The sequence below is a fragment of the Pseudomonadota bacterium genome, from assembly GCA_026388315.1.
Taxonomy (GTDB): Bacteria; Desulfobacterota; Syntrophorhabdia; order Syntrophorhabdales; family Syntrophorhabdaceae; genus MWEV01.
This window is the reverse complement of the sequence record JAPLKA010000054.1, coordinates 21914-48901: the sequence shown is the minus strand read 5'-3', so window position 1 is coordinate 48901 and position 26988 is coordinate 21914. Positions and strand designations below refer to the sequence as shown.

At 43.1% G+C, this 26988-nt stretch carries 25 protein-coding genes, 1 tRNA gene, 1 other RNA gene and 1 riboswitch; of the genes, 8 read left to right on the top strand and 19 right to left on the bottom strand.

What is annotated here, in order from left to right:
* Positions 1–52: 52 nt before the first annotated feature.
* A complete protein-coding gene (locus tag NTX75_07475; GenBank protein MCX5816069.1) occupies positions 53–970 on the bottom strand; it encodes an MBL fold metallo-hydrolase in 918 nt (305 codons plus the stop codon).
* Between the two features lie 250 nt (positions 971–1220).
* Between NTX75_07475 and NTX75_07470 the strand changes: the two genes are divergently transcribed.
* Genes NTX75_07470 through NTX75_07460 form a run of 3 tightly spaced genes read left to right on the top strand, consistent with a single transcriptional unit; the run spans position 1221 to position 3416 of the window.
* A complete protein-coding gene (locus tag NTX75_07470; GenBank protein MCX5816068.1) occupies positions 1221–2378 on the top strand; it encodes an acyl-CoA dehydrogenase family protein in 1158 nt (385 codons plus the stop codon).
* 28 nt (positions 2379–2406) lie between these two features.
* Entirely contained in the window at positions 2407–2622 is a 216-nt protein-coding gene (locus tag NTX75_07465) for an acetyl-CoA carboxylase biotin carboxyl carrier protein subunit (GenBank protein ID MCX5816067.1), read from the top strand.
* 14 nt (positions 2623–2636) lie between these two features.
* Positions 2637–3416, top strand: a complete 780-nt coding sequence (locus tag NTX75_07460) for an acyl-CoA dehydratase activase (GenBank protein ID MCX5816066.1) — start codon at positions 2637–2639, stop codon at positions 3414–3416.
* A 97-nt stretch (positions 3417–3513) separates the two neighbouring features.
* Here the strand turns inward: NTX75_07460 and NTX75_07455 are convergent, their stop codons facing one another.
* The 3 genes from NTX75_07455 to NTX75_07445 are packed head-to-tail and all read right to left on the bottom strand — an operon-like array spanning position 3514 to position 6991.
* Positions 3514–5499, bottom strand: coding sequence for a TRAP transporter fused permease subunit (locus NTX75_07455; protein MCX5816065.1), 1986 nt, complete (start codon positions 5497–5499; stop codon positions 3514–3516).
* Between the two features lie 2 nt (positions 5500–5501).
* Entirely contained in the window at positions 5502–5981 is a 480-nt protein-coding gene (locus NTX75_07450) for a hypothetical protein (GenBank protein ID MCX5816064.1), read from the bottom strand.
* A complete protein-coding gene (locus tag NTX75_07445; GenBank protein MCX5816063.1) occupies positions 5978–6991 on the bottom strand; it encodes a TAXI family TRAP transporter solute-binding subunit in 1014 nt (337 codons plus the stop codon). Before NTX75_07445 ends, NTX75_07450 begins: the two co-directional genes overlap by 4 nt.
* A 273-nt stretch (positions 6992–7264) precedes the next feature.
* Between NTX75_07445 and NTX75_07440 the strand changes: the two genes are divergently transcribed.
* From NTX75_07440 to NTX75_07430, 3 genes are all read left to right on the top strand, one after another.
* Positions 7265–8242 carry a CoA transferase subunit A gene (locus NTX75_07440; GenBank protein ID MCX5816062.1) on the top strand — a complete coding sequence of 326 codons (978 nt, stop codon included), beginning with the start codon at positions 7265–7267 and terminating at the stop codon, positions 8240–8242.
* A 39-nt stretch (positions 8243–8281) separates the two neighbouring features.
* Entirely contained in the window at positions 8282–9043 is a 762-nt protein-coding gene (locus NTX75_07435; GenBank protein ID MCX5816061.1) for a ketoacid-CoA transferase, read from the top strand.
* A 603-nt stretch (positions 9044–9646) separates the two neighbouring features.
* The gene (locus NTX75_07430) at positions 9647–9919 is read left to right on the top strand and encodes a TolC family protein (GenBank protein MCX5816060.1); all 273 of its coding nucleotides are present in this window, start codon (positions 9647–9649) and stop codon (positions 9917–9919) included.
* 19 nt (positions 9920–9938) lie between these two features.
* Here the strand turns inward: NTX75_07430 and NTX75_07425 are convergent.
* The 15 genes from NTX75_07425 to NTX75_07355 all read right to left on the bottom strand — a co-directional run bounded on the left by NTX75_07425 (position 9939) and on the right by NTX75_07355 (position 25486).
* Positions 9939–10012 (bottom strand) — tRNA-Asn (locus NTX75_07425).
* Between the two features lie 100 nt (positions 10013–10112).
* A complete protein-coding gene (gene tyrS, locus NTX75_07420; protein ID MCX5816059.1) occupies positions 10113–11327 on the bottom strand; it encodes a tyrosine--tRNA ligase in 1215 nt (404 codons plus the stop codon).
* A 21-nt stretch (positions 11328–11348) separates the two neighbouring features.
* Positions 11349–12113: a TIGR00282 family metallophosphoesterase gene (locus tag NTX75_07415; protein ID MCX5816058.1), complete on the bottom strand. Its 765-nt coding sequence runs from the start codon at positions 12111–12113 to the stop codon at positions 11349–11351.
* 1 nt (position 12114) lies between these two features.
* Positions 12115–13680 (bottom strand): ribonuclease Y, encoded by a 1566-nt coding sequence (gene rny / locus NTX75_07410; GenBank protein ID MCX5816057.1) that lies wholly within the window; start codon positions 13678–13680, stop codon positions 12115–12117.
* A gap of 135 nt (positions 13681–13815) precedes the next feature.
* Positions 13816–13996: non-coding RNA, 6S RNA (gene ssrS / locus NTX75_07405), on the bottom strand.
* 269 nt (positions 13997–14265) lie between these two features.
* The gene (locus tag NTX75_07400) at positions 14266–14499 is read right to left on the bottom strand and encodes a hypothetical protein (protein MCX5816056.1); all 234 of its coding nucleotides are present in this window, start codon (positions 14497–14499) and stop codon (positions 14266–14268) included.
* 6 nt (positions 14500–14505) lie between these two features.
* Positions 14506–15622 (bottom strand): peptide chain release factor 2 gene (prfB, locus tag NTX75_07395; protein ID MCX5816055.1). Its coding sequence is split into 2 segments (ribosomal slippage): positions 14506–15552 and positions 15554–15622, totalling 1116 coding nucleotides; the frame shifts between segments, so codons are not numbered across the junction.
* Between the two features lie 55 nt (positions 15623–15677).
* Complete coding sequence (gene icd, locus NTX75_07390; GenBank protein ID MCX5816054.1) at positions 15678–16853, bottom strand: NADP-dependent isocitrate dehydrogenase; 1176 nt, start codon at positions 16851–16853, stop codon at positions 15678–15680.
* Positions 16853–17347, bottom strand: coding sequence for a 3-isopropylmalate dehydratase small subunit (locus NTX75_07385; protein ID MCX5816053.1), 495 nt, complete (start codon positions 17345–17347; stop codon positions 16853–16855). The genes icd and NTX75_07385 overlap by 1 nt, the downstream gene beginning before the upstream one ends.
* Positions 17334–18608 carry a 3-isopropylmalate dehydratase large subunit gene (locus NTX75_07380; GenBank protein ID MCX5816052.1) on the bottom strand — a complete coding sequence of 425 codons (1275 nt, stop codon included), beginning with the start codon at positions 18606–18608 and terminating at the stop codon, positions 17334–17336. The genes NTX75_07385 and NTX75_07380 overlap by 14 nt, the downstream gene beginning before the upstream one ends.
* Positions 18609–18611: 3 nt before the next feature.
* Complete coding sequence (locus NTX75_07375) at positions 18612–20423, bottom strand: histone-lysine N-methyltransferase (GenBank protein MCX5816051.1); 1812 nt, start codon at positions 20421–20423, stop codon at positions 18612–18614.
* Positions 20424–20579: 156 nt separating this feature from the next.
* Positions 20580–22346 (bottom strand): aspartate--tRNA ligase, encoded by a 1767-nt coding sequence (gene aspS / locus NTX75_07370; GenBank protein MCX5816050.1) that lies wholly within the window; start codon positions 22344–22346, stop codon positions 20580–20582.
* 580 nt (positions 22347–22926) lie between these two features.
* Complete coding sequence (locus NTX75_07365; GenBank protein ID MCX5816049.1) at positions 22927–24606, bottom strand: dynamin family protein; 1680 nt, start codon at positions 24604–24606, stop codon at positions 22927–22929.
* Between the two features lie 67 nt (positions 24607–24673).
* Positions 24674–24738: riboswitch (Fluoride riboswitch) on the bottom strand.
* A gap of 245 nt (positions 24739–24983) precedes the next feature.
* A complete protein-coding gene (locus NTX75_07360; protein ID MCX5816048.1) occupies positions 24984–25247 on the bottom strand; it encodes a Txe/YoeB family addiction module toxin in 264 nt (87 codons plus the stop codon).
* A complete protein-coding gene (locus NTX75_07355) occupies positions 25244–25486 on the bottom strand; it encodes a type II toxin-antitoxin system Phd/YefM family antitoxin (protein ID MCX5816047.1) in 243 nt (80 codons plus the stop codon). The genes NTX75_07360 and NTX75_07355 overlap by 4 nt, the downstream gene beginning before the upstream one ends.
* A gap of 449 nt (positions 25487–25935) precedes the next feature.
* On the opposite strand from NTX75_07355, the gene NTX75_07350 reads away from it, so the two are divergent.
* The gene (locus NTX75_07350; GenBank protein ID MCX5816046.1) at positions 25936–26502 is read left to right on the top strand and encodes a type II toxin-antitoxin system VapC family toxin; all 567 of its coding nucleotides are present in this window, start codon (positions 25936–25938) and stop codon (positions 26500–26502) included.
* A complete protein-coding gene (locus NTX75_07345; GenBank protein MCX5816045.1) occupies positions 26489–26662 on the top strand; it encodes a hypothetical protein in 174 nt (57 codons plus the stop codon). Before NTX75_07350 ends, NTX75_07345 begins: the two co-directional genes overlap by 14 nt.
* The last annotated feature ends 326 nt before the right edge of the window (positions 26663–26988 follow it).

The window sequence follows — 26988 nt, the reverse complement described above, 5'->3', positions numbered from 1 at the left end:
TCAAGTATCCAGTATCAAGTATCGAACCTGATTACTCCTTATTTTATTGATATTATTGAATACTGGAGAGCCTTTCTGCCAGATGGGCAACTCTCATCCTCAGATTGATCAGGTATGCCTGTTCGGGCTGTTTGGTTCCAGGATTTGTATCATATTCCTCAGACTTGATTATCGAAACTACACGGTCGATGGACCCGTTCTCAGATTTCAACAGATATTCGGCGTTATTCCTAAAATCTTCTGCAGCCTTAATTGAACGCTCAAAATGTCTTTTTACATCTTCACCGGTAAAAACAAAGTGGTGACCCTGACAAAAAATATCCACATCGAGTGATGCAAGGCGTTTCAGCGAATTTATATACACATCATAATCAACGAGAAACTCGGTGATGATGCGCCCTGTATGCCCCATACAGCCAGCCGCTTCAGTAGCTATGAGAATCTTCTTCTCCGGCATATAAAAACTCATCATATCCCTAGTATGGCCAGGGGTTGAAAAAACATGGATATTCACATCGCTGTCCAAATGTATAACCTGACCGTCATGAATAACTGTGTCCACTTCAAACGCTTCAAAGGGGTCCCTTATAAGAAATTTGTTATTTATAGTGCCTATTTTATCTATCAATCCAAATACGTTCCGGCTTAGCTCGGTCATCAATTTCTGAGCGTTAGGACGTTGTATAATCTCAGATGCCCTTCTGGATGCAGCAATGTTCATCCCAGGAAAAACCCTCTTCAGATATGCTGCTGCACCACAATGATCATAATGAACATGAGTAAGGAAAAGAGTTTTTGGCGTTTTACCTGAGAGGAACTTGTTTATATCATTCTCATAGATTTTGCCCATACAGTAAAACCCTGCTTCAAAGATTACCGGTTGCTCCCCGGCCAATACATACACTGGTGACCATGGAAATCCGGCAACATACAAATTGTCTTTTACCAATCCGGTTTTGTTAAAAATCAAAAATGTCTCCGAAAATTAGCTCATGGCTCATAATATTCATATTATATATAATAATGGTATCAATCCCGTATGTGGGTGTCAATATATAAAATATAAAGAGGAGGGAGGTAAAAAAATCAATATTATTTTTGTAACCGATTCAGTTACAATCACTACTTATTTTTACAAAATAAGCTTGACATGCAAAAGGTGCTTTGCTAAGATAGTTTGTTAATAGTTTCACAATTCGAGAGGAAAGGAGAGAAAAATTATGGATTTTAGGATTTCTGACGAATTAGAATCAATGCGAAAAATGGCCTATGATTTTGCAGTAAAGAATATTAAACCCACAATGGAAGAAGACGAAAAGGAACACAAATATCGCCCTGAGTATTTGAAAAAAATGGGTGATCAAGGCATGTTTGCCTGTTTGGCCCCTGAAAAGTTCGGCGGGCTTGAACTCGAAGAAGGCAACATGGCTGCAACCCTTATGGCAATGGAAGTTGCAAGGGTAAGTCCTTCCTGGGGTCTACCGTTTAACCTTCAGATGAATGGACCACAGAATGTTCTACTGAAATATGGAAGTGAAGAATTGAAAGAACAGTTCCTGCCAGGATTAATCGCGGGAACAAGTGGCGGCTGCTTCGCTATTACTGAGCCAAACTCGGGGTCTGATGTTGCCAGTATGAAGACAACTGCGGTAGAGGTCGATGATGGCTTCGTTCTGAACGGAACAAAAACATGGATATCCGGCGTACCTTACTGCGGATGTGGTGTTGTTTACGCCATGACAGACAAGGCAGCAAAGCACAAAGGTATGTCAGCCTTTTTTATCGATTTTAATGCACCCGGTATTGTCCAGAGGGCAATTACCACAAAACTCGGTCTGCATTGCGCCCCGACCGGTGAGATTTTTTTTGAAGAAGCAAAAATCCCGAAGACCGCTCTCCTTGGAAAGTTGGGCCAGGGCTTTGCAATTTGTATGACCATGCTTAATTTCACCAGGTTAAGCTCAGCAGCCAGGGCCGTTGGCGTGGCCCAGAGTTGTATCGAAGAAGCGTGCAAGTATTCAAATGAAAGAGAACAGTTCGGACAGGCAATTGGCCAGTTCCAGATGATCCAGGAACAAATCGGCAGAATGTCAGTTGAGCACGAAGCATCGAAACTTCTACTTCTCAGAGCTGCCTGGCAGAAAGACCAGGGAATGAACAATACGCTCGAAACATCTATGGCAAAATACTACTGCGCAGAGTCCGCTAACTTCTGTGCCTCAGAGGCAGTAAAGATATTCGGTTCCTACGGTTTCTCTTCAGAATACCCTGTAGAAAGATTCTATAGAGATGCAAAATCCTATCAGATTGTTGAAGGCACATCCAACGTCCAGAAGATGATTATTGCCCAGTTCGCTCTGGGTTACAGAAAGGCATAAACAGCACAAATTTTAAGGAGGTATACCTATGGCTACAGAAATAACAGTCCCAATGGTAGGTAAAATTGTAAATGTACTCGTAAAAATCGGGGACAAAGTCGAAGAAGACGACCAGATTGCAACCCTCGAAGCGATGAAAATGGAAATGCCAATTGTTTCTCCATCATCCGGGGTTATAAAGGAAATTATGGTTTCTGCAGGTCAGGAAGTTGATGCTGACACTGTTCTTGCGATTATTGAATAAAGGGGTGAAACAACATGTTAGTTGCCGGAATTGATATAGGTTCAATTACCACTGAGGCTCTCCTCCTGGATAAAGACAAGGGGATTCTCGGGTATACAATAATGCAAACCGGTGCCGATTCAAGGAAAACTGCCGAAATGGCCCTTGAAAAGGTACTTGCTTATCCCGCAAAAACAGCATCTGATGTTTCATATATCATCGCCACCGGTTGTGGAAGAAAAAGGGCTTCCTTTGCACAGCAGGCAGTCACAGAAATTACCTGTATAGCAAAAGGGGTAAACTATCTGTTCCCTGGCGCAAGGACAATCATCGACATCGGCGGACAGGACACAAAAGCAATAAGAGTTGATGAAAAAGGCCGCGTTATCGAATTCGAAATGAACGATAAATGTGCCGCTGGAACTGGAAGATTTGTTGAGGTTATGGCAAAGGCATTAAACGTTGAGCTCGACAAAATCGGTGAAATCTCATTAAACCACAAGAAAGATGTGGCTATAAGCAGTATCTGTACCGTCTTTGCCGAATCGGAAGTCATCTCTCTCGTGAGCGAAGGAGAAGAATTAGAAGACATCCTTTATGGCATCCACAAGGCGATTGCCGATAGGACAATGGGTCTCATCAGCAGGCTGGGCGGCGCCAAGGATGAAGTCATTATGGCTGGCGGCGTTGCAAAAAATATCGGAGTTGTTAAGGCCCTTGAAAAGGCACTTGGAACTCAGATAAAAATCCACGTTGAGCCACAGATTGTTGGTGCGCTCGGCGCAGCGATAATAGCACTCGAAAAAACCGCTTAGCTACAAAAACATTGAACTAAAATGGCCAGCAAAATCTGCTGGCCATTTTTTATTCCTCTTTTTTGCTATGAACTATCAGCTATGTGCAAAGAGCTTATCAGGTTGCTGCCTGTATTGGTCCTGTGTCCCCCTTCCTCAGCTTTTGCATAATAATCACTAATACTAAACAGACAAAACCTATAACATCGCCCATAGTATGAGGATAAACGAAGCTCAACGCCCCGATTACTGTGACCACTCGTTCTATGATATTTTCCCTCTTGAGGAACCAACCGGAACAGCCCGCTGCGAGCATGCCTATACCAACAAATGCAGTGAAAATAGTCCATATCCCTTCCGCCATTGTGATTCCATCAAAGTGGAGGAGCAAGGCCCTCCCTGAAGGAAGGAGAACAAAGATAAAAGGCAGGAGAAAGGCGGTTACGGCATATTTCCAAGCCATCATGGTTGTTTTATATGGATCGCCACCAGTTATGGCTGCCGCTGCGAAGGGCGAGAGGGCTGTAGGAGGAGAAACTTCCGAGAGAAGGGCGTAGTAGAATATAAACATGTGTGCAGCGTAATCAGGCACACCAAGGTTTGTCAGTGCCGGGGCTACGATAACAGCCGCGATAATATATGTGGCGGTAATGGGTACAGCCAAGCCTATTATCCACAAAATAATACCTGCAAAGATTGCAGTAAAGACAAGACTTCCACCGGCGTAACCGATAATAATTGTTGAAAGTTTTAGACCAAGTCCGGTCAGACTGACTGTTCCAACTATTAAACCTGCTGCTGCGCAGATTGCCGCTACATTTAATACAGTAATAGAACCTTCCTTTAATGCCTGGATAAGTTTTGGTAAATTGAACCGCGTATCTTTTCTTAAAAAGGATGTAAGAAAACATGTGATGATCGCTGCGAGCACAGAAACCTGAGGCGTGTAACCCCTTACCAGAAAAAATACTATAGCAATAAGGGGGAGAAACTGGAACCAGTACATTTTTGTAAGCTGGCCAAGGGTGTATTTTTTCTCTATCTGAACCGCCCTGAGACCGAACTTTTTTGCATCAAACTCGACCATGAGAAGGAGCCCCCAGTAATAGAGGGCAGCAGGGATGGTTGCAAGAAAGATGACATCAACATAGCTAATCTTCAGGAATTCAGCGATGAGAAACGCTGCAGCGCCCATGACAGGCGGAGTGGTGATAGCACCCATGCCACCAGCGGCAAGAAAACCACCGGCGTTGTTTTTATCATAGCCTGCTTTCTTGAGCATCGGATATGCCACTGAACCGATTGCAACGGTATTAGCCACACCGGATCCCGATGCCATAGCCAGAAGATAGGATGTTGCCACAACTGCCCGGCCTGCAGCGGTTGGTTTTCTACCCATGGCGGTAAATGCAAAATCAACGAAGAATTTACCCGCGCCCGAGACAGACAGAAAACCGCCAAAAATGCAGAACATAATGATGATCGTCGATGCTACATCAATCGGGACACCGAAGATGCCCTCAAGGGTCATGTACATGTGGCCGATAATACGTTCTACATCATATCCCCTGTGTGTCCATGGGGCGGGAATCCATGGTCCTACATATGCATAAACGAGAAAGATGAGACAGGTAACAGGCATGATCCAGCCCGAACTTCTTCGTGTGGCTTCTAAGATAAGGACAATAAAGGCAACACCAAGGATTTTATCCCACAATTCAGGGGTCACTGCCCGATATATGAACTCTTCAAAATCAACAAGCATATATGCTATGCAGGCTATGCTGAGAAGCGCCAGAAAAATATCGATTATGTTTATTTTACCCTTATATTTTTTTGCCATCGGGTAATACAGGAAAGAGAGGACAAGTAAAAATGCAGTAAAAACTCCTCTCAGTATCTGTGTTGGCATCGGGAAGATAGAAGTGTATATTGCGAAAAGCGACATTGCTACCGCCAGTGCCGTAATAGCAACGTTCCAGAATCCCGTTACCTTTCTGGTAACACCCTCATCTTCTTCTATGAGTTCTTCTATCTTTTTCTTTTGTTCTTCTGTTAACTGTTCAGTAGCATTGTCGACTAAAGGGATTTCTTTATCTGCCATGACTACCTCCAAATAGAATCTTTATAATATGACACGAGAGGTTGTTTTATAATGCTTATGTGAATCTTTTGGCCTTTCGTGTGGATATTGCTTAACAAAATTTCATGTCCTTGTACCGAAAGCGTATGCCGTCCAACGCTCTCTGCAGGTATAGTGAATTCTTTTAAGGAATTTTTCACATTGTTCTCGTCTTTCCCCTCTATGCCAAAATATTCAAGCGCTGCATCACTCGTCACAACATGAAAAAGTTCAAGGCGCCCATTTTCAACCCTCAACCGCTCTGTTACAGGGACACCATACATGGAGTGGGTATACCTGAGGGTGATTATATTGCCGTTTATGACCCGGAAAAAAAGCCCGGAATCACCAATCTTCAGAACCTGAACTTGTATCAGTAAAACAGCAACTATGGCAACACTGATACATAGCAAAAGACACAGAAGGATGGTTACCCCCCTCCTGTGTCTTGTTGGTTTTTTCAAACGAAAACGTTTATTCCTTTTTCCTTGAAGTATTTTGCAGCACCCTTATGGTATGGTACGGCCTTGCTGCCTCCACCGTCTTTCAGATTTATGTTAAGAGCTTCTTTGTGTATGGCAGCCAATTCCTTCAGGTGTTCAAATATTGCTTTCACAATATCGTAGGCAAGCTTGTCATCCATATCCTGATTACACACCAGGAGATTGCCGACAGCAGCCACCTGTGTATCATATTCTATCCCGGTATAGACTTTCTTGGGGATCACGGATTGGTAATACACCGGTCCGTATTTTTCGATCATCTTCGGGATGAGGTCTGCGTGGGAAATAAGAACCATTTTTACGCCGGGCGACGCAGCAAGGTCAAGTACTGATGATGTTGGGACACCGCCATCCCAGAAATAAGCATCAATTTTCCCGTCCTTGAGCGCCCCTCCTGACTCACCTGCGCCAAGTCTATCCTTCTTGATATCTTTGTTGGGGTTTATACCTCCCGCCTCGAGGACCCTCAAAGCCTTTACCTCTGTTCCGCTTCCGGGAGCGCCTGTGGAAACCCTTTTTCCTTTCAAGTCTGATACCTTTTTGATACCCTTGCCATCAACAGTTACTACATGCATTAAGTTCGGGTACAAGACGGTCAATGTCCTTAAAGAAATAGGTTTGCCCTTAAAGTTTCCCAAACCTTTATATGCATCATACCCCGTATCAGCCATAATCAAACCCATATCGGATTTCTTTGCGTTAATCAATTTACAGTTATCAACAGATGCGGCAGTAACTTCAGCGGCGGCTTCAACGCCTGCATATTTTGTCAATATACTTGCTATTCCACCACCTATAACGAAATAGACACCACCCATGCCACCGGTAGCTATAGAAATCCTTTTTTTCGCCTGTGCAAAAACGCTGACCGGATTGCTTAGCAGCATTGTTGTGCCTGCTATTCCTGTCAGTTTAAGAAAATCACGCCGATTCAGTTTCTTATCGTCCTCAAAAAAAGAATTAACACCCATCGATGTACCTCCTTGTTAGATTTGTGGAAAATTTACCTTCAAACACGCTGTTTTCAGTGTATTTTAAATAATTTAACATCATTTAATAATCATATTATGGTATTGATTGTATGATTGTCAACGGTTTTCTTGATTATTGTAACTTCGCTAATTCCCCGCAGATTCAGCACTATTCACAATATACGAAAAAAGCTTGACAAGCCATGCGGTAAAAGAGATATATAAAAACGGTTCCGGTTAAAAACAAAACAACCCACTAAAGGAGCATTAACCATGAGTATGTATCCAGAAATAGCCGACAAACTGATGGGTTTGGATGAGGCAGTAAAACAATTTATTAAAGACGGTTGCCAGCTTGCAATTGGCGGTTTCACGATAGTAAGAAATCCGATGGCGGTTGCATATGAGATTGTGAGACAGAGGGTTAAAGATATCCATCTTGTATGCCACTCCCACGGTCAGGCCCTTGATGTCCTTATTGGAGCCGGCTGCGTCAAACGCCTTGAGATTGCCTATGGTGGTAATGGCAGATATGCCCCCACATGCATCAGGTTTAAAAAGGCAATTCAACGGGGAGAACTCCAATTTGAGGACTATTCCAATTATCAGATGAGCTTGCGGTTTCTCGCCGGGGCATTGGGCATCCCGTTTATCTCCACAAAATCGGGGCTCGGTTCCGACCTGCTTAATCTGGAAGGCTTTCCGAAGGAAATTAGAAAGGAACGGAAAGTAGCCATTAAAAAATTTGCCATTATGCAAAACCCATTCAACGAAGAAGAAGACAAGGTGGTATTGCTTCCGGCGCTCACACCGGACGTGGCGCTCGTCCATGCCCAATATGTGGGTGATGACGGCACAGTACGCATTAAGGGGCTCACATTCGCCGACGTTGAACAGGCAAAATCGGCGGATATTGTCATAGTTACCTGTGAGGAGATTGTCCCGCGCTCATTTATCAGACTCGATCCGGATCAAAACACGCTGCCGCCATTTTTTATTGATGCCATAGTGAAAGTCCCCTATGGCGCTCATCCCACGGGATGCCTTGCCTTTTACGATTACGATCCGAAGCACCTCAATCTTTACAAAAAGATTGCAGGGGACGATGAGCTCTTCAAGCAGTATCTCGACGAATGGGTATACGGTGTTTCAACCTTTGATGAATACCTCGATAAAGTCGGCAGGGAAATGCTCTTTAAAATTAAGGCAAATCCAGTAGTAGGGTATGCTCAGGGGCTTGATAGAAAGTGATAAAAACAGCAAAGATATATTCAGGAGGAGGTTTTATAAATGGCTATTAAATATACCGATAATGAAATGATGTCAATCAGCGCTGGAAGATTTATTAAAGACGGCGACATTGTTTTTGCCGGCACGGGCGTATCCATGCTCGCCGCTACAGCAGCCAAAAGAATATATGCACCAAAGGCAGTAATATTTTTTGAAACGGGCGGGGTTGACCCGGCGCTCGACGAGATCCCTATGGCGGTTTCCGATCTGAGGGTAATGAGCGGCACCTGTTTAAATTCCGGCCTTATCGAAGCGTTCTCCATTGTAGGACACAGAAAACTCCACACAATCGCATTCCTCGGCGCTGCGCAGATTGACAAGTACGGTAATCTTAATACTACAGTTATTGGCGACTACCACAGGCCGAAAACAAGGTTTTCAGGAAGCGGCGGCGCCTGCGATGTGTCATCTTTCGCATCCGGCGTCATTACCTTTATGCAGCATGAAAAGAGAAGGTTTGTTGAAAAACTTGATTACCTTACAAGCGTCGGGTGGTATAAGGGCGGAGATTCAAGAAAAGAGCTTGGTTTGCAGAGAGGCGGCGCATTAGCGGTTGTTACAAATTTATGCGTGTTGAAATTTGATGATGAAACGAAAGAGATGTATCTTTCTGAGTATTATCCCGGAATAAGCGTTGAAAAAATTGTTGAAAACACAGGATTTGAAATAGATGTTTCCAGGGCAGTAGAATCCCTTCCGCCCTCTGAAGAAAATCTCAGGGTTCTCAGGGAGGAAGTCGACCCCCAGAGGTTGATACTGTAAGACTGAAGCTGCTTATCCTCCAATGTCAAGGATAAAGATTTGACCCCATGTTTTTTTGATTGGTGATGACTGATCTATAACTACCTTTAATTATTGGTTTTATGACCATTTTAAAAGTTGCGGCAACTGTTGCCGCAAATGTTACCTTGCCTTTTTACTTTAACGATTCGCAATGTCCTGCCTTCGGCAGGATTAAGGCTTGCGCGTTTCTCATTTCCCACTCCTGGTACTATGTCCCAGCGAAGCCTACGTCCCCCCGATCCTAAGTTTCAATCCACGCCCCCACGCAGGGGCTACTCCATCAGTCTCTCCCCTATCTGTCATCGCGAGCCTGCCTGGATATACGCTTGTGGGTGTGGCAGGCGTGGCGATCATCTCCCCTTTTCCCGCTGATCGGGAGGTCTTCTGTTTGTGTCCACTGGCTGCTTGGTATCCTTATAGTGTGAGCCTCCTTGCACTGTGGACGTAGTGGCGTACTTTTCTTATACGGTTCTAAATAAATGTGGATTTCTGTATCAGCAAGAGAGGTATCATAGATGCATCGGTTACTCCCTGGTATTCGTGGTTGGCGGACCAAAGATATGCCAGTTTTCATTGTAACCGGTGCGTTTTGTTTATTGGTATATAATTACAGCGAGTTATAGAGAATATTGCACTTTATTTAAGAAAGAACCGAAAAAACAGGTAGAGATTCTACGAAACAACTCTGATCTGGCAAGGCTTCGTTATGAGAACGGATATACAAGCTACCTTGAGGTACACGACGCTGACCGGAGCCTCTTCAACGGAGAGCTTGCCTTTGCCCAGACGCAGGGCACTCTCTTCCGCGCCCTTGTAAACCTATACAAATCCATGGGTGGGGGGGTGGGTGGTTGAGGCGGATAAACCAAAAAAACTCCCCGGGCAGGACTCGAACCTGCAACCTACTGGTTAACAGCCAGACGCTACTGCCGATTGAGCTACCGGGGAATATGACAATTAATAAACTATAAAAACCCCTCGTATGTCAAGGGATACTATCTTAAATTGCAAATTACAGCATTTAGTTCTCAAAGTCATGAAAATCCATTTATTGATTGCCTGTAATGACAAGTTTTTTGAATTTTCTTTTGCCAACCTTTATAACAAGTTCATTTCCTGGCGGGGTTTCCTCGGTTATTACCTTTTCGCCGTTTATGGACACACCGCCCTGATTGATCATCCGCTTTCCTTCAGTTGTAGAGGGAACCATGCCCATATTCAAGAGCAATTTGGGCAACCACTTCTCAACTTCCTCTTTTTTCAAATTTACAACTTCAATATCTTCAGGGATTTCCCTGTTTTTAAAAATTTTCTCGAATGCTTCATGGGCAGACAGGGCAGCATGTTCTCCGTGAAATCTTTCCACCATCTCTTTCGCAAAATTGACTTTCGCATCCCTTGGGTGAAGCCTTCCCGAGAGGATTCCCTCTTTCAGATGCTTTAATTCATCGATAGTAATATCGCTCAAGAGCTCATAATATTTCAGCATAAGCTCATCAGATATTGACATAATCTTTCCGAACATCACTTCGGGAGGCTCGTCAATACCAACATAATTCCCATAACTCTTGCTCATTTTGTTGACACCATCAGTACCTTCAAGCAACGGAACAGTAACAACAATCTGCGCTTCCTGTCCATAGCTCTTCTGCAAGTCTCTTCCCACAAAGAGGTTGAATATCTGGTCATGACCGCCAAGCTCTACATCCGCCTTCAGCGCCACTGAATCATAACCCTGCACAAGAGGATAGAGAAATTCATGGATACTTATAGGCAGATTATTCACATACCTGTTCTTAAAGTCCTCCCTTTCCATAATCCTTGCCATCGTATACTGTGCACACAGCCTGATCATATCTGCGGCGTTCATCGATTCCATCCATTCACTGTTAAATCTGATCTCAGTTTTGTCCGGGTCAAGGATTTTAAAAACCTGTTCCTTGTATGTCTCGGCATTTTGAAGAAGCTCTTCTTTGGTTAAAGCCGGCCTCGTCTCAATCCTCCCTGTGGGGTCTCCTATCATGCCGGTAAAATCACCGATCAGAAAAATTGCAGTATGGCCAAGTTCCTGAAACTGTTTTAGTTTTTGAAGAACTACCGTGTGACCGAGGTGCAAATCCGGGGCTGTAGGATCAAGGCCAAGCTTGACCCTCAAGGGTCTGCCTTCTGCACGTGCCTTTGTAAGCTTATTCCGTAATTCCTGTTCACTGATGAGGTCAACGGCACCACGTTTAATAATTTCGATTTGCCGCTCTATGTCCATAACCAACCCATTTAAGCTAAATTATACTATTTTTTCCTTAATTCTCTCTATCTTCAGACACTTCCTGGTTATGCCGTCTATAGTGAGAAAAACCCCCTGTACCTCAACATCGTTTTTTCCGACTTCATATTTATGGGGTAACTGGGTTATAAATTTTTTTAATACTGCATCCTTATCCATACCTATTACAGAATCTGTAGAACCTGTCATTCCCACATCAGTGATGTAGCCTGTCCCGTTTGGTAGAATCTTCTCATCAGCCGTCTGAACATGGGTATGGGTACCCAAAACCACCGAAGCTTTTCCGTCAAGATACCATCCCAATGCAATCTTTTCTGATGTGGCCTCTGCATGAAAATCAACCATAATGGGGGCATCATTCCCTATTTGGGCAATTAAGGCTTTCATGGAACGAAAAGGACATTCGAGAGGATTCATAAATACGCGGCCTTCCAGGTTCACAACACATATACTTTTTCCACTCTTTTTCAGTAATGCATATCCGAAACCGGGCGTGCCTTCAGGATAATTCAACGGTCTGATTACCCTCTTCTCCTCCATCAGGAAGGGAATCATCTCTTTCTTCTTCCATACATGATTGCCGGTAGTGATGAGGTCAACCCCGCAGGAAAGCATCTCTAACGCAACTTTAGGGGTTATCCCGATACCGCCGGCTAAGTTTTCTCCATTGATTATTTTGAAATCAGCGCTGGTCTTCCTTACAAACTGCTCAACGGCCCTTCTCCCTGGCTTTCCTATAACATCACCAAGAAACAGGATGCGTATATCATTTTGCATACTCAACAGCCCTTGTTTCTCTTATGACAACTATCTTGATCTGGCCAGGATAAGATAATTCTGTCTCAATCTTCTTTGCAATATCCCTCGAGATTACATAAGTCTGTTCATCATTGACCTTATCGCTGCTAACCACAATCCTTATTTCTCTTCCGGCCTGGATGGCATACGATTTATCGACACCGGCAAAGCTGTTCGCAATTCGTTCAAGTTCCTCAAGCCTCTTTACATAGGTTTCAAGCATCTCTCTTCTTGCACCGGGTCGTGCCCCGGATAAGGCATCGGCAGCCTGTACAATAACATCGAGCAAACTTGTTGTGGGAACATCTTCATGATGTGCCTGAATCGAATGGACAATATGTTCGCTCTCACCATACTTTTTCGCAAGATCTGCCCCGATTGCAGCGTGTGATCCTTCTATTTCATGATCTACGGCCTTTCCAATATCATGAAGGAGCCCTGCCCGCTTTGCCTCTTTCACGTTCATTCTTAATTCCGATGCAATAATACCGCAAATAAAGGCAACTTCAAGTGAGTGCTGGTAAACATTCTGAGCATAACTGCTCCTGAACTTTAACCTTCCCAATATTTTCACCAGTTCAAGGTGAACGTTATGAACGCCCAAATCAAAAATTGCCTGTTCACCGGCTTCCTTGATTTTATCTTCCATCTCTTCGGCAACCTTCGAGACTATCTCTTCAATCCTTGCAGGGTGTATTCTACCATCACTGATAAGCCTTTCTATAGAGATCCTGGCAACTTCCCTTCTGATCGGATTAAAACAGGACAGAATAACAGCCTCTGGCGTATCGTCAATAATAATATCAACACCTGTTGCGGCCTCCAGCGCCCGAATATTTCTTCCTTCCCTTCCTATAATCCTGCCCTTCATCTCTTCATTGGGAAGAGTAACGGTAGAAACCGTATCCTCACCCACATAATCGCCTGCGTACCTCTGAATGGCGAGGGCAATAATCTCCTTTGCCTTTTTATCTGCCTTTTCTCTTGCTTCCTCTTCTATCTTCTTACATATTTTAAGCGCTTCATACTTCGCTTCATCTTCCATCAACTGTATAAGCATCTTCTTCGCTTCTTCTGCAGTTAAACCTGATATTCTTTCTAACCTTTCTCTCTCTCTTATCAAAAGATTCTCATATTCCTTTATTCTATTATCCAGGTTAGACTGTTTACCCGTTATGTCTTTCTCTTTTTTCGCTAATTCATCTTCCTTTTTGTCAATATAATCTATCTTTTTGTCTAAGTTGGATTCTTTCTGCGAAAGTCTTCTCTCAACATTCTGTAATTCAATACGCCTTGTCTTTATTTCCTGTTCAAGTTCGTTTTTAGTCTGAATTGTGGCATCTTTGGCCTGGATGGATGCTTCCCTTACAAGCACATCGGCTTCTTTTTTCGCATCTTCCAGTATCTTTTTGCCTATTTTTTCGTATTCGCCGACTTTTTTCCGCTGGACAAACCTGGCAAGGACAAAACCTACGAAGAGTGCAACTATTGAACATATAATAAGTAAAATTGTATTCAAAACTATCCCCCTCATAAACAGCATATAGGGAGTTAGTGTGGTGAGGGAAGATAAAACCTTATATTTTTATGGTGATAAAGTTATTTTCTACCTCCGGATAACATAATGTTATTTATGTTAAACCTCTACTTCCTCACAACTAACCCTGCAAAAAACCCCGCAGATGCCGTGTAAACAGTAATGTCTTGAACCTCTTTGTTAAGGTGGGTATTTTGCTGTTGTTTCAGGCTTCTCGCAACGAGGCGAGCATGCACACCACAACAAGATAAAATTCCCAAAAAAGAGGTGTTGGCTCTAAGCCTACCGTTTATCACGAGCATCGCAGGGAACCTCAAATTCTTCAATTTTCTTTAATAGCTTCAAGGCCCGCCCCTCAAACCCTTCAGCTTGATCTCTCATATCTAAGTATTCATCCATAAGATCCATCATTGCCATAATCACCGCATTCAATGTATTCACAATGCCATAGTTGTTCCGGGCAGATACAATCTTCTCATCAATGCATTGCGCTACTCTCTTTATTCTCTCCTCATCATCGCCTATAAAGGTGAATGGTTGATTAAGTATCCTTACCTCAACCTTTTTTTCCATCAATCCCTTTTATAGTTCCGTTTTTTCTATCTTCTCTAAAATCCTGGTGATCTTGTCGATAATAACTTCTTTTTCGTTCTTGGTATCAGCCATTTTGCCTTTAAATTCTTTATTCTCAGTCTCTAATACTTTGATCCTGTTCAATAATGTTTCCTTCTCTGCCTTCATGGTCTGATAGCTGGTTATCATCTTCTCGATTTTCGCTTCAAGGTCACCTAATCTATTTTCACCAAATAGTTCCATAGCTCTTTAATTATCCCTTTTTTGCTCAAAAGTCAAGTACAAAAGGTACGCCTTAATGAACCCGTCTATTTCCCCATCAAGCACTGCATCTGCATTATGCTCCTCAACTTTTGTCCGATGGTCCTTAACGAGTTTATATGGATGGAGGACGTAAGAACGTATCTGACTACCCCAGGCAATATCTTTCTTTTCCTTGTTCAGGGTGTTCATCTTCTCTTCCTGTTTTTTTTTCTCATGTTCATACAGTCTCGATTTTAATATTGCCATGGCTATGGCCTTGTTTTTGTGTTGAGACCTTTCATTCTGGCACTGGACAACAATTCCCGTCGGGATATGGGTAATCCTGATGGCAGATTCAGTTTTGTTCACATGCTGACCACCCGGGCCACTTGAGCGGAACGTGTCAATCCGCAAATCCTCTTCGTTAATTTCAACCGGTATATCATCGGGAAGTTCGGGGTATGCATACACCGATGCGAAAGACGTGTGTCTTCTGTTGTTTGCATCAAAGGGGGAAACCCTCACGAGCCTGTGTATGCCTGTCTCGCACTTGAAATACCCGTACGCATAAGGACCCCTCAATAAAAAAGTGACATTCTTGATGCCAGCCTCTTCACCCGGTAGAATATCAACAACCTGTGTCTCGTAACCGCTCTTCTCTGCCCATTTCAAATACATCCTGAGGAGCATTTCGACCCAATCCTGGGCCTCAGTGCCGCCGGCTCCGGCATTTATATAAACAATAGCGTTGCCATCATCGTTCTCATCGCCGAGCATCCTTTTCATCTCGTATTTACTCAGTAATTCGTCAAGTTCCTTAACCCGTGTAATCAATTCCTCTTGATCCTTCGAGTCCTGAGTCTCCCTGACAATATCGTTTAATATAAGAACCTCTTCAAGTTCCTTCTCTTTGTGCTCCCATCTTTCAATCTCTTCCTGAAATCTTGACCTTTCTTTCAGGACTTTTTGGGCATTTTCCTGATCTTCCCAGAATGCAGGCTTTGATATTTTGATGTCTAATTCGTTAATCTGGTTTTGAATAGAGGAGAGGTCAAAGATACCCTCTGAGAGAGCTCATTCTTGTTACTAATTCGTCAATTTTGGTTTTCAGTTCATCTAACATTTTTATCCTCTCTTAGCGGTATAGAATAATATAGGTCATATAGGACTTATAAGACTTATATTTTCCCTCCACGCTCTATATGTTTTTTTACTTCTTCTCCGAATTCAGAACATTTCACCGGTGTGACCCCTGCTTTCAGCCGGGCAAGGTCATATGTCATAATACCGGCTTTTATCGTCTCTTCTATTGCCTTTTCAAGTAAAACGGATGCCCTGTCAAGACCCATATATTTGAACATCATGGAAGCAGAGAGTAAGAATGCGGCAGGATTAATTATGTCCTTGCCTGCACATTCTGGAGCGCTTCCATGGGCAGGTTCAAAAATAGCCACTTCATCACCGATATTTGCTCCTGGAGCAACGCCCAGGCCTCCAACCAAAGCAGCGCATGCATCAGAGAGATAATCACCATTGAGGTTAGGGCACAGAAGAATATCATAGTCCTCCGGTCTCAAGATAACCTGCATGAACATATTGTCTGCGATTCTGTCGTTAAAAAACACTTTGTTGTCTGGTAAAATGGGGATTAAGGGGGGATTATCGAATATAATCTTTTCCCCGAACTCCTTTGCCGTATCATATGCCCATTCCCTGAATGCACCTTCCGTATATTTCATAATGTTGCCTTTATGGACAACGGTGATGGCATTTCTCCTGTTTTTTATCGCATAATCGATAACCCATCTGGCAAACCTCACTGTGCCGTGTCTGCTGATTGGCTTAACACCCACACCATTGTCGTCTGATAGCGTAACGTTCATCTTTTCCCTGAGAAAATGAATAAAAGTACTCGCTTCAGGGGTCCCCTCTTTCCATTCTATCCCTCTGTAAATATCTTCCGTGTTTTCCCGGAAAATAATTATGTCCACCTTCTCCGGTGCTTTTAAGGGGCTTGGCAGCCCTTCAAAAAAACGGACAGGCCGCATACACACATAGAGATCGAATACCTGTCTCAGGTAGACATTTGTGCTCCTGAAGCCTCCGCCAACCGGGGTTGTGAGCGGTCCCTTAATCGCTAACCGATGGAATTTGATACCCTCTATGGTTTCTTCCGGTAATAATGATCCTGTCTTCTCGAGCGCCTTCTGCCCTGCAAGGAGTTCTACCCACTCAATTCTTTTCTCAGCATCATAGGCCTTTAAAACTGACTCTTCCAGCACCTCTTTCGATGCCTTCCAGATATCCTCTCCAGTGCCGTCACCAGCAATGTACGGAATAACAATCTTTTCCATTAAACTTTCAGCCCTCCATATTTCCTGATATACCGGTCAAGTCCCCCTTCTCTCAAAATCTCCCGCATAATCGGCGGGAGCGGGGAAAATCTTTTTTCAATACCCTTTGTCTTATCCAGAAATTGGCCTTCATCTACTTTTATCTCAATTGCATCGCCCTCATCAATGTCATCCACATGACAGATAATCGCAGCGAGTCCCACATTTATCGCATTACGGTAGAATATCCGTGCAAAGGAATTCGCCACAATGGCATCAATGCCGGCCATTTTAATAATGAGCGGTGCATGTTCCCTGCTCGAACCCAATCCAAAATTTTTACCGCCCACAATAATATCGCCATGTGAAACTTTTGTATTAAAACCAGGGGCAATATCCTCAAAAACATGCTTAGTCAGCTCTTCAAGATTAGATCGCAAATGATAAAACCTGCCGGGCGTTATATGATCTGTAGAGATATTGTCTCCAAATTTCCATGCCTTACCGCTCAAAATCATCAAAAACCTCCCGCGGATCTGCTAATTTTCCTTTCAGGGCACTCGCAGCAGCAGTGGCAGGAGAAGCAAGGATGATATGTGAATCAGGGTTTCCCATCCTGCCCAAAAAGTTTCTATTCGATGTGGCAATACACACCTCCCCATCTCCCAGAACCCCCTGATGAAGCCCGATGCAGGGACCGCATCCCGGCGGCAGTATTGTTGCCCCTGCCTCAAACAACGTAGTCAGAATACCTTCCTGCATTGCCTGATAATAGACCGACCTTGAGGCTGGGCACACAAGAAATCTTACATCCTTATGCCTTTTTCTTCCCTTCATGATAATCGAGGCTATTCGTAAATCCTCTATTCTTCCATTGGTACATGAGCCGATGAAAACCTGGTTAACGGCGATTGTTTTTGTTTCATGATCGGCGATGCTCCTTACATTATCCACTTCATGGGGAAGGCTGACCATAGGGGTCAGGGAAGTGAGATCAATTTTGTAGGTCTTTTCGTATCTGGCGTCTTCATCGGGTAAAATTTGAATATTCTGTTTCTCCCTTCCGCAACGCCTGAGGTAAAGGCGTGTCATATCATCAGAGGGAAAGAGACCGCATTTTGCGCCGGCTTCTACCGCCATATTTGCAATGGTCATTCTGTCTTCTACATCAAGGCGTTTGACAGCATAGCCGGTAAACTCCATCGATCTGTAAGTAGCGCCATCTGCACCCAACATGCCGATGATCTTAAGGATTAAGTCTTTTGGAAATACTCCAGGAGAAAATCTCCCTTCAATTACAAACTTCAAGCCTTCAGGGACCCTCATCCATATCTTCCCCAGCCCCATTGCCGCTGCAACGTCCGTGGAGCCCATCCCTGTAGAAAAGGCGCCGAGGGCGCCCCCTGTGCAGGTGTGTGAATCGGCGCCTACAAGCACTTCAGCAGGGGCCAGTATCTTTTCCGACATAATCTGATGACAGATTCCATCACCAACCTCATACACATTCGCACCATGAGTTTTTGCAAATGCCTTTATGGCGATCTGGTCGTTGGAAAGCTCCATTCTCGGGCTGGGCGAGGCATGATCAATAAAGAAATTCACCCGCTTCCCATTAAAGAGAGATTTAAAGCCCATATCGTTGAATTTTCTGATTGCAAGAGGGGCAGTACCATCCTGCAGGAGTATTCTGTCAACATTCACAATGGCATAGTCTCCCTGTTTCAGGTCAACGCCCGTATTCATGCTTAAAATCTTTTCAGCTATTGTCTTACCCATTTATTATTGTTCCTCTGCTTTGGTAAGGTCCTCAAATCGTATGTCAAAACCCAGAACACCGGTGATATCTCCGTACTCATCCCTGATGGGGCCGGACACCGTAACACATAATGCGCCTGTAATCCTGGAGGAATAGATGTTTGTTACGTTTACCTTTCCGGTCTTCATGGGGTTGATAAACCAATCCCTGTCTGAAAAATCCTCATGCATACCTATCTTGTGATATTTTGCCTTGTCTACGGCCTGCGTGATGTTTTTCGTAGTCTTAATACCTTCACTATTAACTGAATAGGCAAACTGAATATAAGGATACTCCTCTACGACGTTCTTCAATATTTCCTCCTGCCTCTCAGGAACCATAGTCATGACTTCAGGGTCTTCAATGTATCTCTCAATAAGATGTGCGGCCATATCGTATGCCTTCTTTTTGAGGAGCTCAAACTCGGAAATAAAGATTTCCGGGAGGTACCTTCTCGCAAGATGCTCCATCTCATTGTCTGACATGCACGTTACCCTGCCCTCATCGTATTGCCTGACAATCCATTTATTGATTTTCCCGACAGAAGGATGAATCTTTTCTATCCTGTCTTTTCCGGTCCGTGCGAAATGTGCATTTATCCAGTGGGCAATCCCTGCAAGGCCTGATTTATCCGTTATATTTACCGTTATGGGTCTGTTAAGAATTTTGTTCGTATCAAAAGATGTGTATATCTCCTGATTCTTCAATATTCCGTCAATGTGGACACCGGCAGATGTTGCATTGAAATCGACACCCACAAGAGGTTGACTTTTCGGTATATTATGCCCCAACTCTTTTTCAAAATAGTTTCTTATCTCGGTAATTACTGTAGTATCCATTCCGTTGTCATCACCGATAAGCGAAATATATTCCATTATCAATCCTTCAATCGGGGCATTGCCTGTCCTTTCTCCGATGCCGAGAAGCGTACCGTTTACGAATGAGCATCCGTAGAGCCATGCGCTTACGCTATTCACAATTACTTTATTGAAATCGTTATGTCCATGCCATTCAAGATACTCTGACGGAACCCCTGCGTCGTCTATCATTGCCCGTATTATCTTACCCATTGATCTCGGGAGCGCTGAACCAGGATAAGTAATACCAATACCGAGGGTGTCGCATAACCTTATCTTGACGGGGATCTTTGCATCCTCTGAAATGTTCATAAGCGCCTGGGCAAAGGGAACACAAAAACCGTATATATCGGCCCTCGTAATGTCCTCGAAATGGCATCTCGGAATGATTCCCTGCTCAACGGTGCTCTCAACTATCTTTATATAATCCTTAAAAACCTGTGACCTTGATTTCTTGAATTTCATAAAAATATGATAATCAGAAGCACTCGTAAGAATCCCTGTCTCCTTCAGCCCCAATTCTTTAACGAGCCGCAGATCTTCCTTTACCGCGCGGATCCACCCGGTAATCTCAGGGTACCGGTAACCCTTTTCCATGCATTTCACTACTGCTTCTTTGTCCTTATCCGTATAAAGGAAAAATTCACACTGTCTTATAACACCGTTGGGACCGCCAAGCCTGTGCATGAGGTCAAACAAATCTTCAATCTGGATTGCTGTAAAAGGAGGTCTGGATTGCTGACCGTCTCTGAATGTTGTGTCGGTGATATATATCTCATCGGGAGGGTCAATCAATTCTATCTTGTGATCAAACTTTACCTTACACATATCGGTATATGGAAAAACATCCCTGAAGAGTTCCGGGGTTTCCACATCAATCAACGGATATTTCGCGTGTTTTGGAACATTTTTAAAGATAAAACCTTTTTTCTTTTTCAATTAGACCTCCCTGTTCAGTTCACGGTTCACAGCCTAAAACCCGTACATCGTCGGTCGTCGTTCGTACTTCGTTACAACCCGTACTTCGTCGTTCGTACTTCGATGTACGATGTACGATATACGGTTTTTCACTTTTCACGTTTCACGTTTCACTTTTCACGTTGATTCTGCTGTGGTTCGTATCTTCAGCTCGTTCAACTGTTTCTGCGCTATCCTGGATGGCGCTCCAGTAAGTAAACAGGTGCCTCTCTGTGTCTTCGGGAATGGTATTACGTCCCTGATACTATCAAGCCTCATTAACATCATGAGAATCCTGTCAAAACCAAATGCGATGCCGCCATGGGGCGGTGCCCCCATTTCAAGGGCTTCCAATAAAAATCCGAACTTTTCAATGGCTTCTTCTTCTTTTATGTTGAGGAGTTTAAACATCTCCATCTGATCATCCATTCTGAATATCCGTATGCTGCCTCCACCTATTTCAACACCATTTAAAACAAGGTCATAGGCCTTGGCCTTTATTGATTCATAATCACCCTTAAAGTCCCTGATATTACCCTGAGGCGACGTGAAAGGATGGTGTCTCGCCATATATCTCTTTTCTTCTTCGCTATACTCAAGGAGCGGAAAATCAACCACCCAGAGAAATCTGAACTCGTCCGTTTTTATTAACTCGTACTTTCCCCCGAGATAGAGCCTGAATTTACCCATATTTTCATTTGCTTTATTCCGTTTGTCAGCCATAATGAATGTTACATCACCATCTGAAAGGCCAAGCCTTTCATTCATAGCTGATTTTTCATTATCTTTTAAATACTTCACAATGGGCGACTGCAAAATACCATTTTCTTTCCGTATCCAGATCAGTCCTCCGGCGCCTATCTCCTTTGCAACATCAACTGCAGTGTCAAGGTCTTTTCTCGAAAGGGTTTTATCTTTCAATACCAGAGACTTTATTGCCCCATTGCTTTCTATGGTTTTCTTAAAAACACCAAACTCAGTTTCCTTAAAAATATCTGTCAATTCTATCATTGGAAGTTCAAACCGCAAATCAGGTTTGTCGGTCCCATACTTTTCCATAGCATCATCATAAGACATCCTCATAAAAGGTATCTGCAAAGGTTCACCTTTCAGGGCTTCATAGAGGTCTTTTATCAACCCTTCACTCATGGCAACGATATCATCAACATCGACAAAACTCATCTCCACGTCGATCTGGGTAAATTCTGGCTGCCGGTCTGCCCTCAAGTCTTCATCCCTGAAACACCTGGCGATCTGGAAATACTTATCAAAACCGGCTATCATCAAAATCTGTTTAAAAAGCTGTGGAGATTGAGGGAGCGCATAAAACATGCCCGGGCTCAGCCTGCTCGGTACAATGAAATCCCGTGCGCCCTCGGGTGTGTTTTTCGTGAAAAAAGGTGTCTCAAACTCATAAAACCCGTTCGACTCAAAATAATCCCTCGTTACCTTATACGCACGGCTCCTTCCGATAAAAATCTTTTGTATTTCAGGTCTTCTCATGTCCAGATATCGGTACTTCAATCTCAGCGACTCATTTGGCTCTTCGTCGTCCAACTGAAATGGCAAGGTTTTACAGGTATTGAGAATATCGAATGTACTTACCAGTACCTCGATCTCACCCGTAGGGATACCAAGGTTCTCCGTTCCCTCAGGCCTTTTTTCTACCTTTCCGGTCACACGGATAACATATTCCTGCTTTATGTCACCGGCTTTTTCATGCGCCTCTGCGGAAATTTCAGGTGAAAAAACAACCTGTACAATACCCGTTACATCCCTTATATCTACGAATATGAGCCCGCCATGGTCCCTTCTCCTGAATACCCATCCGGAAAGGTTCAGCGTTTTTCCTATGTCTTCATTTTTAACCAGTCCACATTGTTTGTCTCTCAAGGTCACCTCCATAAAAGTCCATAATTATACATGTTTACAGGTAGTTAAGTCAAGGAATGATTTTCCTTGCCGGTGCTTTCCAGGATAATTTGTTCGGCGGTTACAACAAAAATGTGGTAAATATCCCTTCCGTTCTCTGAGCTTCATTCCCGACCATACTATCAAAGAGGCTTGCGTCGCCCCCTCCACCAGCCAAGCCGTCGGAGCCTCCCCTTCTCGCTCGCCGTGCGAGCTAAATAGATTCCCATATAAGCTTGCGCCTGTCCCCCGAAGGGGGATCACTTGAGGAACCCTGTGGCTGTACGGTCAGTTTTAATTCTTTTATGGCTCATTATTTTTTATTGCCTGTAGTCAGGGTCTCCTCATCCCGCAAATATGCGGGAATGTTCCGCTTCGCTTAAGTATGGTAACCCGGTCATTTCGCAATGTTCACTCCAGGGATAATCACCTCCTCTGAAGAAAAACGATTCTTCAGGTTCTTGCGTACTTTTCATGCCTAAAGAGGATTACTTTGTTTCACCTACAAAGTGCGTGTATCCTCACATCTAACATTTAAGAATTACTGGATGAAATGTTTTATTAAATAAGTTGTTTAAGCTCCTATGTCCTCCGATAGCTCCCTTAATTCATAAATAATGGTGTTGATTTTGTCGGTTTGTCCGGTTGTCTGTAAAAGGAGAACATCAATTGTGGAGAGTTCATCGTATATGTATTTCAATGCCTGGTCTTTCATTGCCTCTATAGTCTTGTTAATGCGGACTTCCCACTGATATGCGAGGCGGGAAAGATGTATGTCAACCACCCTTGGAATTTGTTTTAGAAAATGTTTTTCAAATACCCCTCTGAAGATCAACATGGGAAAAAGGAACCATAAAGTATCGAAATGAAAATCAAAAATTTTGGTGAAAACTACATCAGGATGTGTTGGCTCAGGGACATCAATCACCCAGTCCACACCACCGAGTCGAATACCCAGAACTTTTTCAATGTTGCTGTCAAGCATGTTTCTAAAAAACTCAACAGAACGAGATATGCTGCTATGAGCCTTCTTTAGTGTTCCAAAAAAATGTTTATAGTCTGCCCTTGATATGTGGTCCATTTCTGTTACCATATTTTCCATAAGCCAGTCTTCGTATTGTCTGGTAAGCCCCCAGAGAGTTCCTCTCCATTTCGGCATTTCTTCGGTTAGCATTTCAAGGAGTTTTTGAATGAGTTGTTTCCTCTTTGTGTCATTGAGATATGCTGCTATTAGTGTTCGAGTTTTTTGCATATTTTCTCGGGCGATCAGGGAAAGTTCTGATTGTATTAACTCATAGTTTACCTTTTCATCAAGGATGAGTTTTTTTAACATTTCCCTGTCGGAATCAGCCTTCGTTGATGTTTTGAGGGCAATTTGAAGGTAACTCAGACAGTGCCTGATAAGAGAATTTGATTTATGTAGAAGAATGCCCTTGAACTCTGTGTCTCGGTTTTGTGACAGGTTGAGAAGCAACTGGTCAAGCCAATGTTTGTATAGATCGGTTTCTTTGAGGGTAGAGTATAGCAGTATCTGAAAATCCCTGTTAAATTCTCTTTTAATTGAATCCATAAAAAATTTTACAACTTCTTTCTGTTGTTCCTCGGAGAGAAGATCAACCTTTGTAAGTAACAGAACAACTTTAGGGCTAAACTCCATAAGCTCACGAATTAGATTAAGATCATTTTCTGATAGGGGTCGATCGGAGCTTATGGCAACTATGGCAGCCCCTACCTTGGGGAACCATTCCTCGGAAAGTTCCGTATTATATTTAAAGATGCTCCCTAATCCCGGAGTATCTACAATCCTAAGCCCTGCATAGGGTGCGAGTGATGCTGTTTCAATGTCGACTACCTCCACATCCTTATGATTCGCTCTGTTTTTAGCCTCTGATATGTATTCCTCTATGTTATCGAGGGGAATCTCTGATTGCTTCCCGTTAAAATATGTGACAATTGCCCTTTCATCGAGTCCGTGCTGGAGGCGTGTAATGACCGTTGTAACTGGAATAACCCCCACGGGAAGTATTGGCCTCCCTATGAGGCTATTTATAAAAGAACTTTTGCCCGCCTTGAACTGGCCAAGTATTGCAACATCAATCAGGGGGTTTTCAACGAAAAGGTCTTCACATGCTGCAATCTGTCGACCGAGAGATACAATATTGAATTCTTTTGTTATATCTTTTATTCGTTTTACGATCTGACCTGCTGTGCTGTGATTTACGTTGAAAATATTATTTTGTACTTGATATTCCATCTACTCCTCCCATAAACCTCCCATAAGCCCTCATTGTTTTAAAAAGGTTTTTACAGGAGATGGTTCATTATAGGTAGGAGTCATTAGCCCATGAAAGGCGGTTAAAAGGTGGACCCCATCACCGCATAAAAATACCATATTGAACAATAAAATTATACAAAATTACAAATATGTAAATGATTGTTGCCGCTTGAAAGCATCGATGGTTTACAAAATCCAAAACTATATTAGTACAGGAAGTTATGTTACGTATAGCAGGAAGGAAGAAAGATGCTTTATGCAAGTACGCAAAAACCGGAAGGGCCTGATTTTATAGACAAACTGCCCGTATTTTTTCCTGCCGATTGGCTGTATTGACTTCACCAAATATTGTCTCACTATTTATAATGTGTCCACATTCGAATAACCTTTACCGTCTTGATATCTTCAAGAACCTGATAGACAAGGCGATGCTGTATGTTGATTCTTCGGGAATAGGCACCGGAGAGGTCTCCAACGAGCTTTTCAAAACGGGGCGGATTTTGGTATGGGTCTTTACGAAGAATATTTAAGAGGCGTAAGGCTTCAGATTGGAGGCCGGACTGCGCTATCTTCTTTGCGTCTTTTTGAGCCTGTTTTGTATATACCAAACGCCACGTCACCAGCCCGGTTCCTCGGCACACCTTTCAACAGGCGTCTTAAGACCTCTCTTGATGGACTCCCGCATACCCGGTATGGACGTAAGATATAGAGTTTCTTCTATAGCCCGCCAGTCTTCTTCAGAAATCAGAACTGCTGAACTGCGTTTTCCTACTATCTGAACAGGAACATGTGTTTCCTTCACCTCATCGACTAAATTAAATAGTTTCTTCCTTGCTTCCGATGCCGATAATGTTGTCATTTATTATCTCCTCTTTGTCGTACTACATATAGTACGTCAGCATCGCATGGTTGTCAAGTCAATTCACGGCGAACAATTGATATACCAGCTTGCCTTTCGCTAAAATCAAAATAAGCAAAAAAAATGTAACCTCTCAGTCTTGTTTTAACAGTATGATGCCGGAAGGAGCACAGCATAGAGGTCAGGCACTGACAAAGTACAAAATGAAGAACAAGGCAGAAAAATTCAACTGGAATGCCTTCGGTCTGATGAAAAAATACGGCAACAACTGGAAAGAAATATCAATAAGGCCTTGCGCGGGTATTATTTCAGGGAGACAAGGGCGCTGAAAGTGACTTAAGGACACTCCACGGCGAGTATTACGCAATACATGGTTTATCGTCAGGGATGTCACTCTTTCTGGATAAGTTGACGCTAAACATGGAGCAGGAAGACATTAAAAAGAAGACGTGAAATATTATGTAAATAAAAAACTCCACAAAAATTTACCTGCATCATTCATTTGTGGTAATATATTGACAATGCCGAAGAAAATAAAAATTAAGCTGTACCTTGATACATCAATCCCGAGCGCATACTTTGACTATTCAAAGCCACTAAGGCAGTTAATCACACAAAAATGGTTTGAGAATCAAGCATCAAAGTATGAATTATATATATCCACCATCACTATTGAAGAGATTGAGCGAATGGAAAACAACACAAGAAAGCAAAATATCAAGGATTTAATATTGAAACATAATGTAAAAGTGCTTGAGCAATCTGAAAAAGCCATTTATTTGGCAAGTGAGTACACGAAAAAGGGAGCAATTCCGGTCTCAGAACCGGAGGATGCACGCCATATCGCCATAGCTGCCGTGAATGGTATTGATGCATTGGCATCATGGAATTTTAAGCACATAGTGAGCATTAATCCTGTGCGAAAAATTCATGAAATTAATAAGAAGTTGCATTATAAAACCATAGAAATCGGTTCATTAGAAATGTTCGGGGGAGCAAATTATGGAAACTTATAGGAATAGCTATAAAAAAAACGAAGATGTACTATTATGGGAGCTACATGAGGTAAGACACAGGCTTCATGAGGAGAATAAAGGGAAAAGCGTGGAAGAGATTAATAGAGAAGCGCTACAGAAGTTTACAAATTGGGGGAAAAGGGAAACTGACAACAGTTAAAACGAAAAAAAGCATTTGATCGGTGTCTTCCTTCAACCTCTCGCCGTTTTCGTAGCACCTGCCCATTGGATAACATCGGATACATATCCCGGTGAAATAGAATAGCAAATTCATTACACAGGGCGGGCGGAAGAAAACCTTAAGAGCTACTGACACGAATCGTGATATTTTGGGATTGGGGTCGGACCAAGCCTTTAAAAATACTGGATTAGGGAGTAGGGATTATGGATTACTTTAATCCATCAATCCTTAATCCACTTTTTGGTCTTAAAGTGCCCATTTTACCCCCGAAAAGGAGCCTCGCAATGAAATTTCTATGCAGCAGC

Excerpts from the sequence above, each read along its gene's own strand:
- rny (MCX5816057.1), bottom strand. The coding sequence starts at position 13,680 with ATGAGGGGGATAGTTTTGAATACAATTTTACTTATTATATGTTCAATA.
- icd (MCX5816054.1), bottom strand. The coding sequence starts at position 16,853 with ATGGAAAAGATTGTTATTCCGTACATTGCTGGTGACGGCACTGGAGAG.
- aspS (MCX5816050.1), bottom strand. The coding sequence starts at position 22,346 with ATGGAGGTGACCTTGAGAGACAAACAATGTGGACTGGTTAAAAATGAA.
- NTX75_07365 (MCX5816049.1), bottom strand. The coding sequence starts at position 24,606 with ATGGAATATCAAGTACAAAATAATATTTTCAACGTAAATCACAGCACA.
- NTX75_07435 (MCX5816061.1), top strand. The coding sequence starts at position 8,282 with ATGGCTATTAAATATACCGATAATGAAATGATGTCAATCAGCGCTGGA.
- NTX75_07455 (MCX5816065.1), bottom strand. The coding sequence starts at position 5,499 with ATGGCAGATAAAGAAATCCCTTTAGTCGACAATGCTACTGAACAGTTA.
- tyrS (MCX5816059.1), bottom strand. The coding sequence starts at position 11,327 with ATGGACATAGAGCGGCAAATCGAAATTATTAAACGTGGTGCCGTTGAC.
- NTX75_07380 (MCX5816052.1), bottom strand. The coding sequence starts at position 18,608 with ATGGGTAAGACAATAGCTGAAAAGATTTTAAGCATGAATACGGGCGTT.
- NTX75_07400 (MCX5816056.1), bottom strand. The coding sequence starts at position 14,499 with ATGGAACTATTTGGTGAAAATAGATTAGGTGACCTTGAAGCGAAAATC.
- NTX75_07345 (MCX5816045.1), top strand. The coding sequence starts at position 26,489 with ATGGAAACTTATAGGAATAGCTATAAAAAAAACGAAGATGTACTATTA.
- NTX75_07460 (MCX5816066.1), top strand. The coding sequence starts at position 2,637 with ATGTTAGTTGCCGGAATTGATATAGGTTCAATTACCACTGAGGCTCTC.
- NTX75_07465 (MCX5816067.1), top strand. The coding sequence starts at position 2,407 with ATGGCTACAGAAATAACAGTCCCAATGGTAGGTAAAATTGTAAATGTA.
- NTX75_07445 (MCX5816063.1), bottom strand. The coding sequence starts at position 6,991 with ATGGGTGTTAATTCTTTTTTTGAGGACGATAAGAAACTGAATCGGCGT.
- NTX75_07470 (MCX5816068.1), top strand. The coding sequence starts at position 1,221 with ATGGATTTTAGGATTTCTGACGAATTAGAATCAATGCGAAAAATGGCC.
- NTX75_07440 (MCX5816062.1), top strand. The coding sequence starts at position 7,265 with ATGAGTATGTATCCAGAAATAGCCGACAAACTGATGGGTTTGGATGAG.
- NTX75_07355 (MCX5816047.1), bottom strand. The coding sequence starts at position 25,486 with ATGACAACATTATCGGCATCGGAAGCAAGGAAGAAACTATTTAATTTA.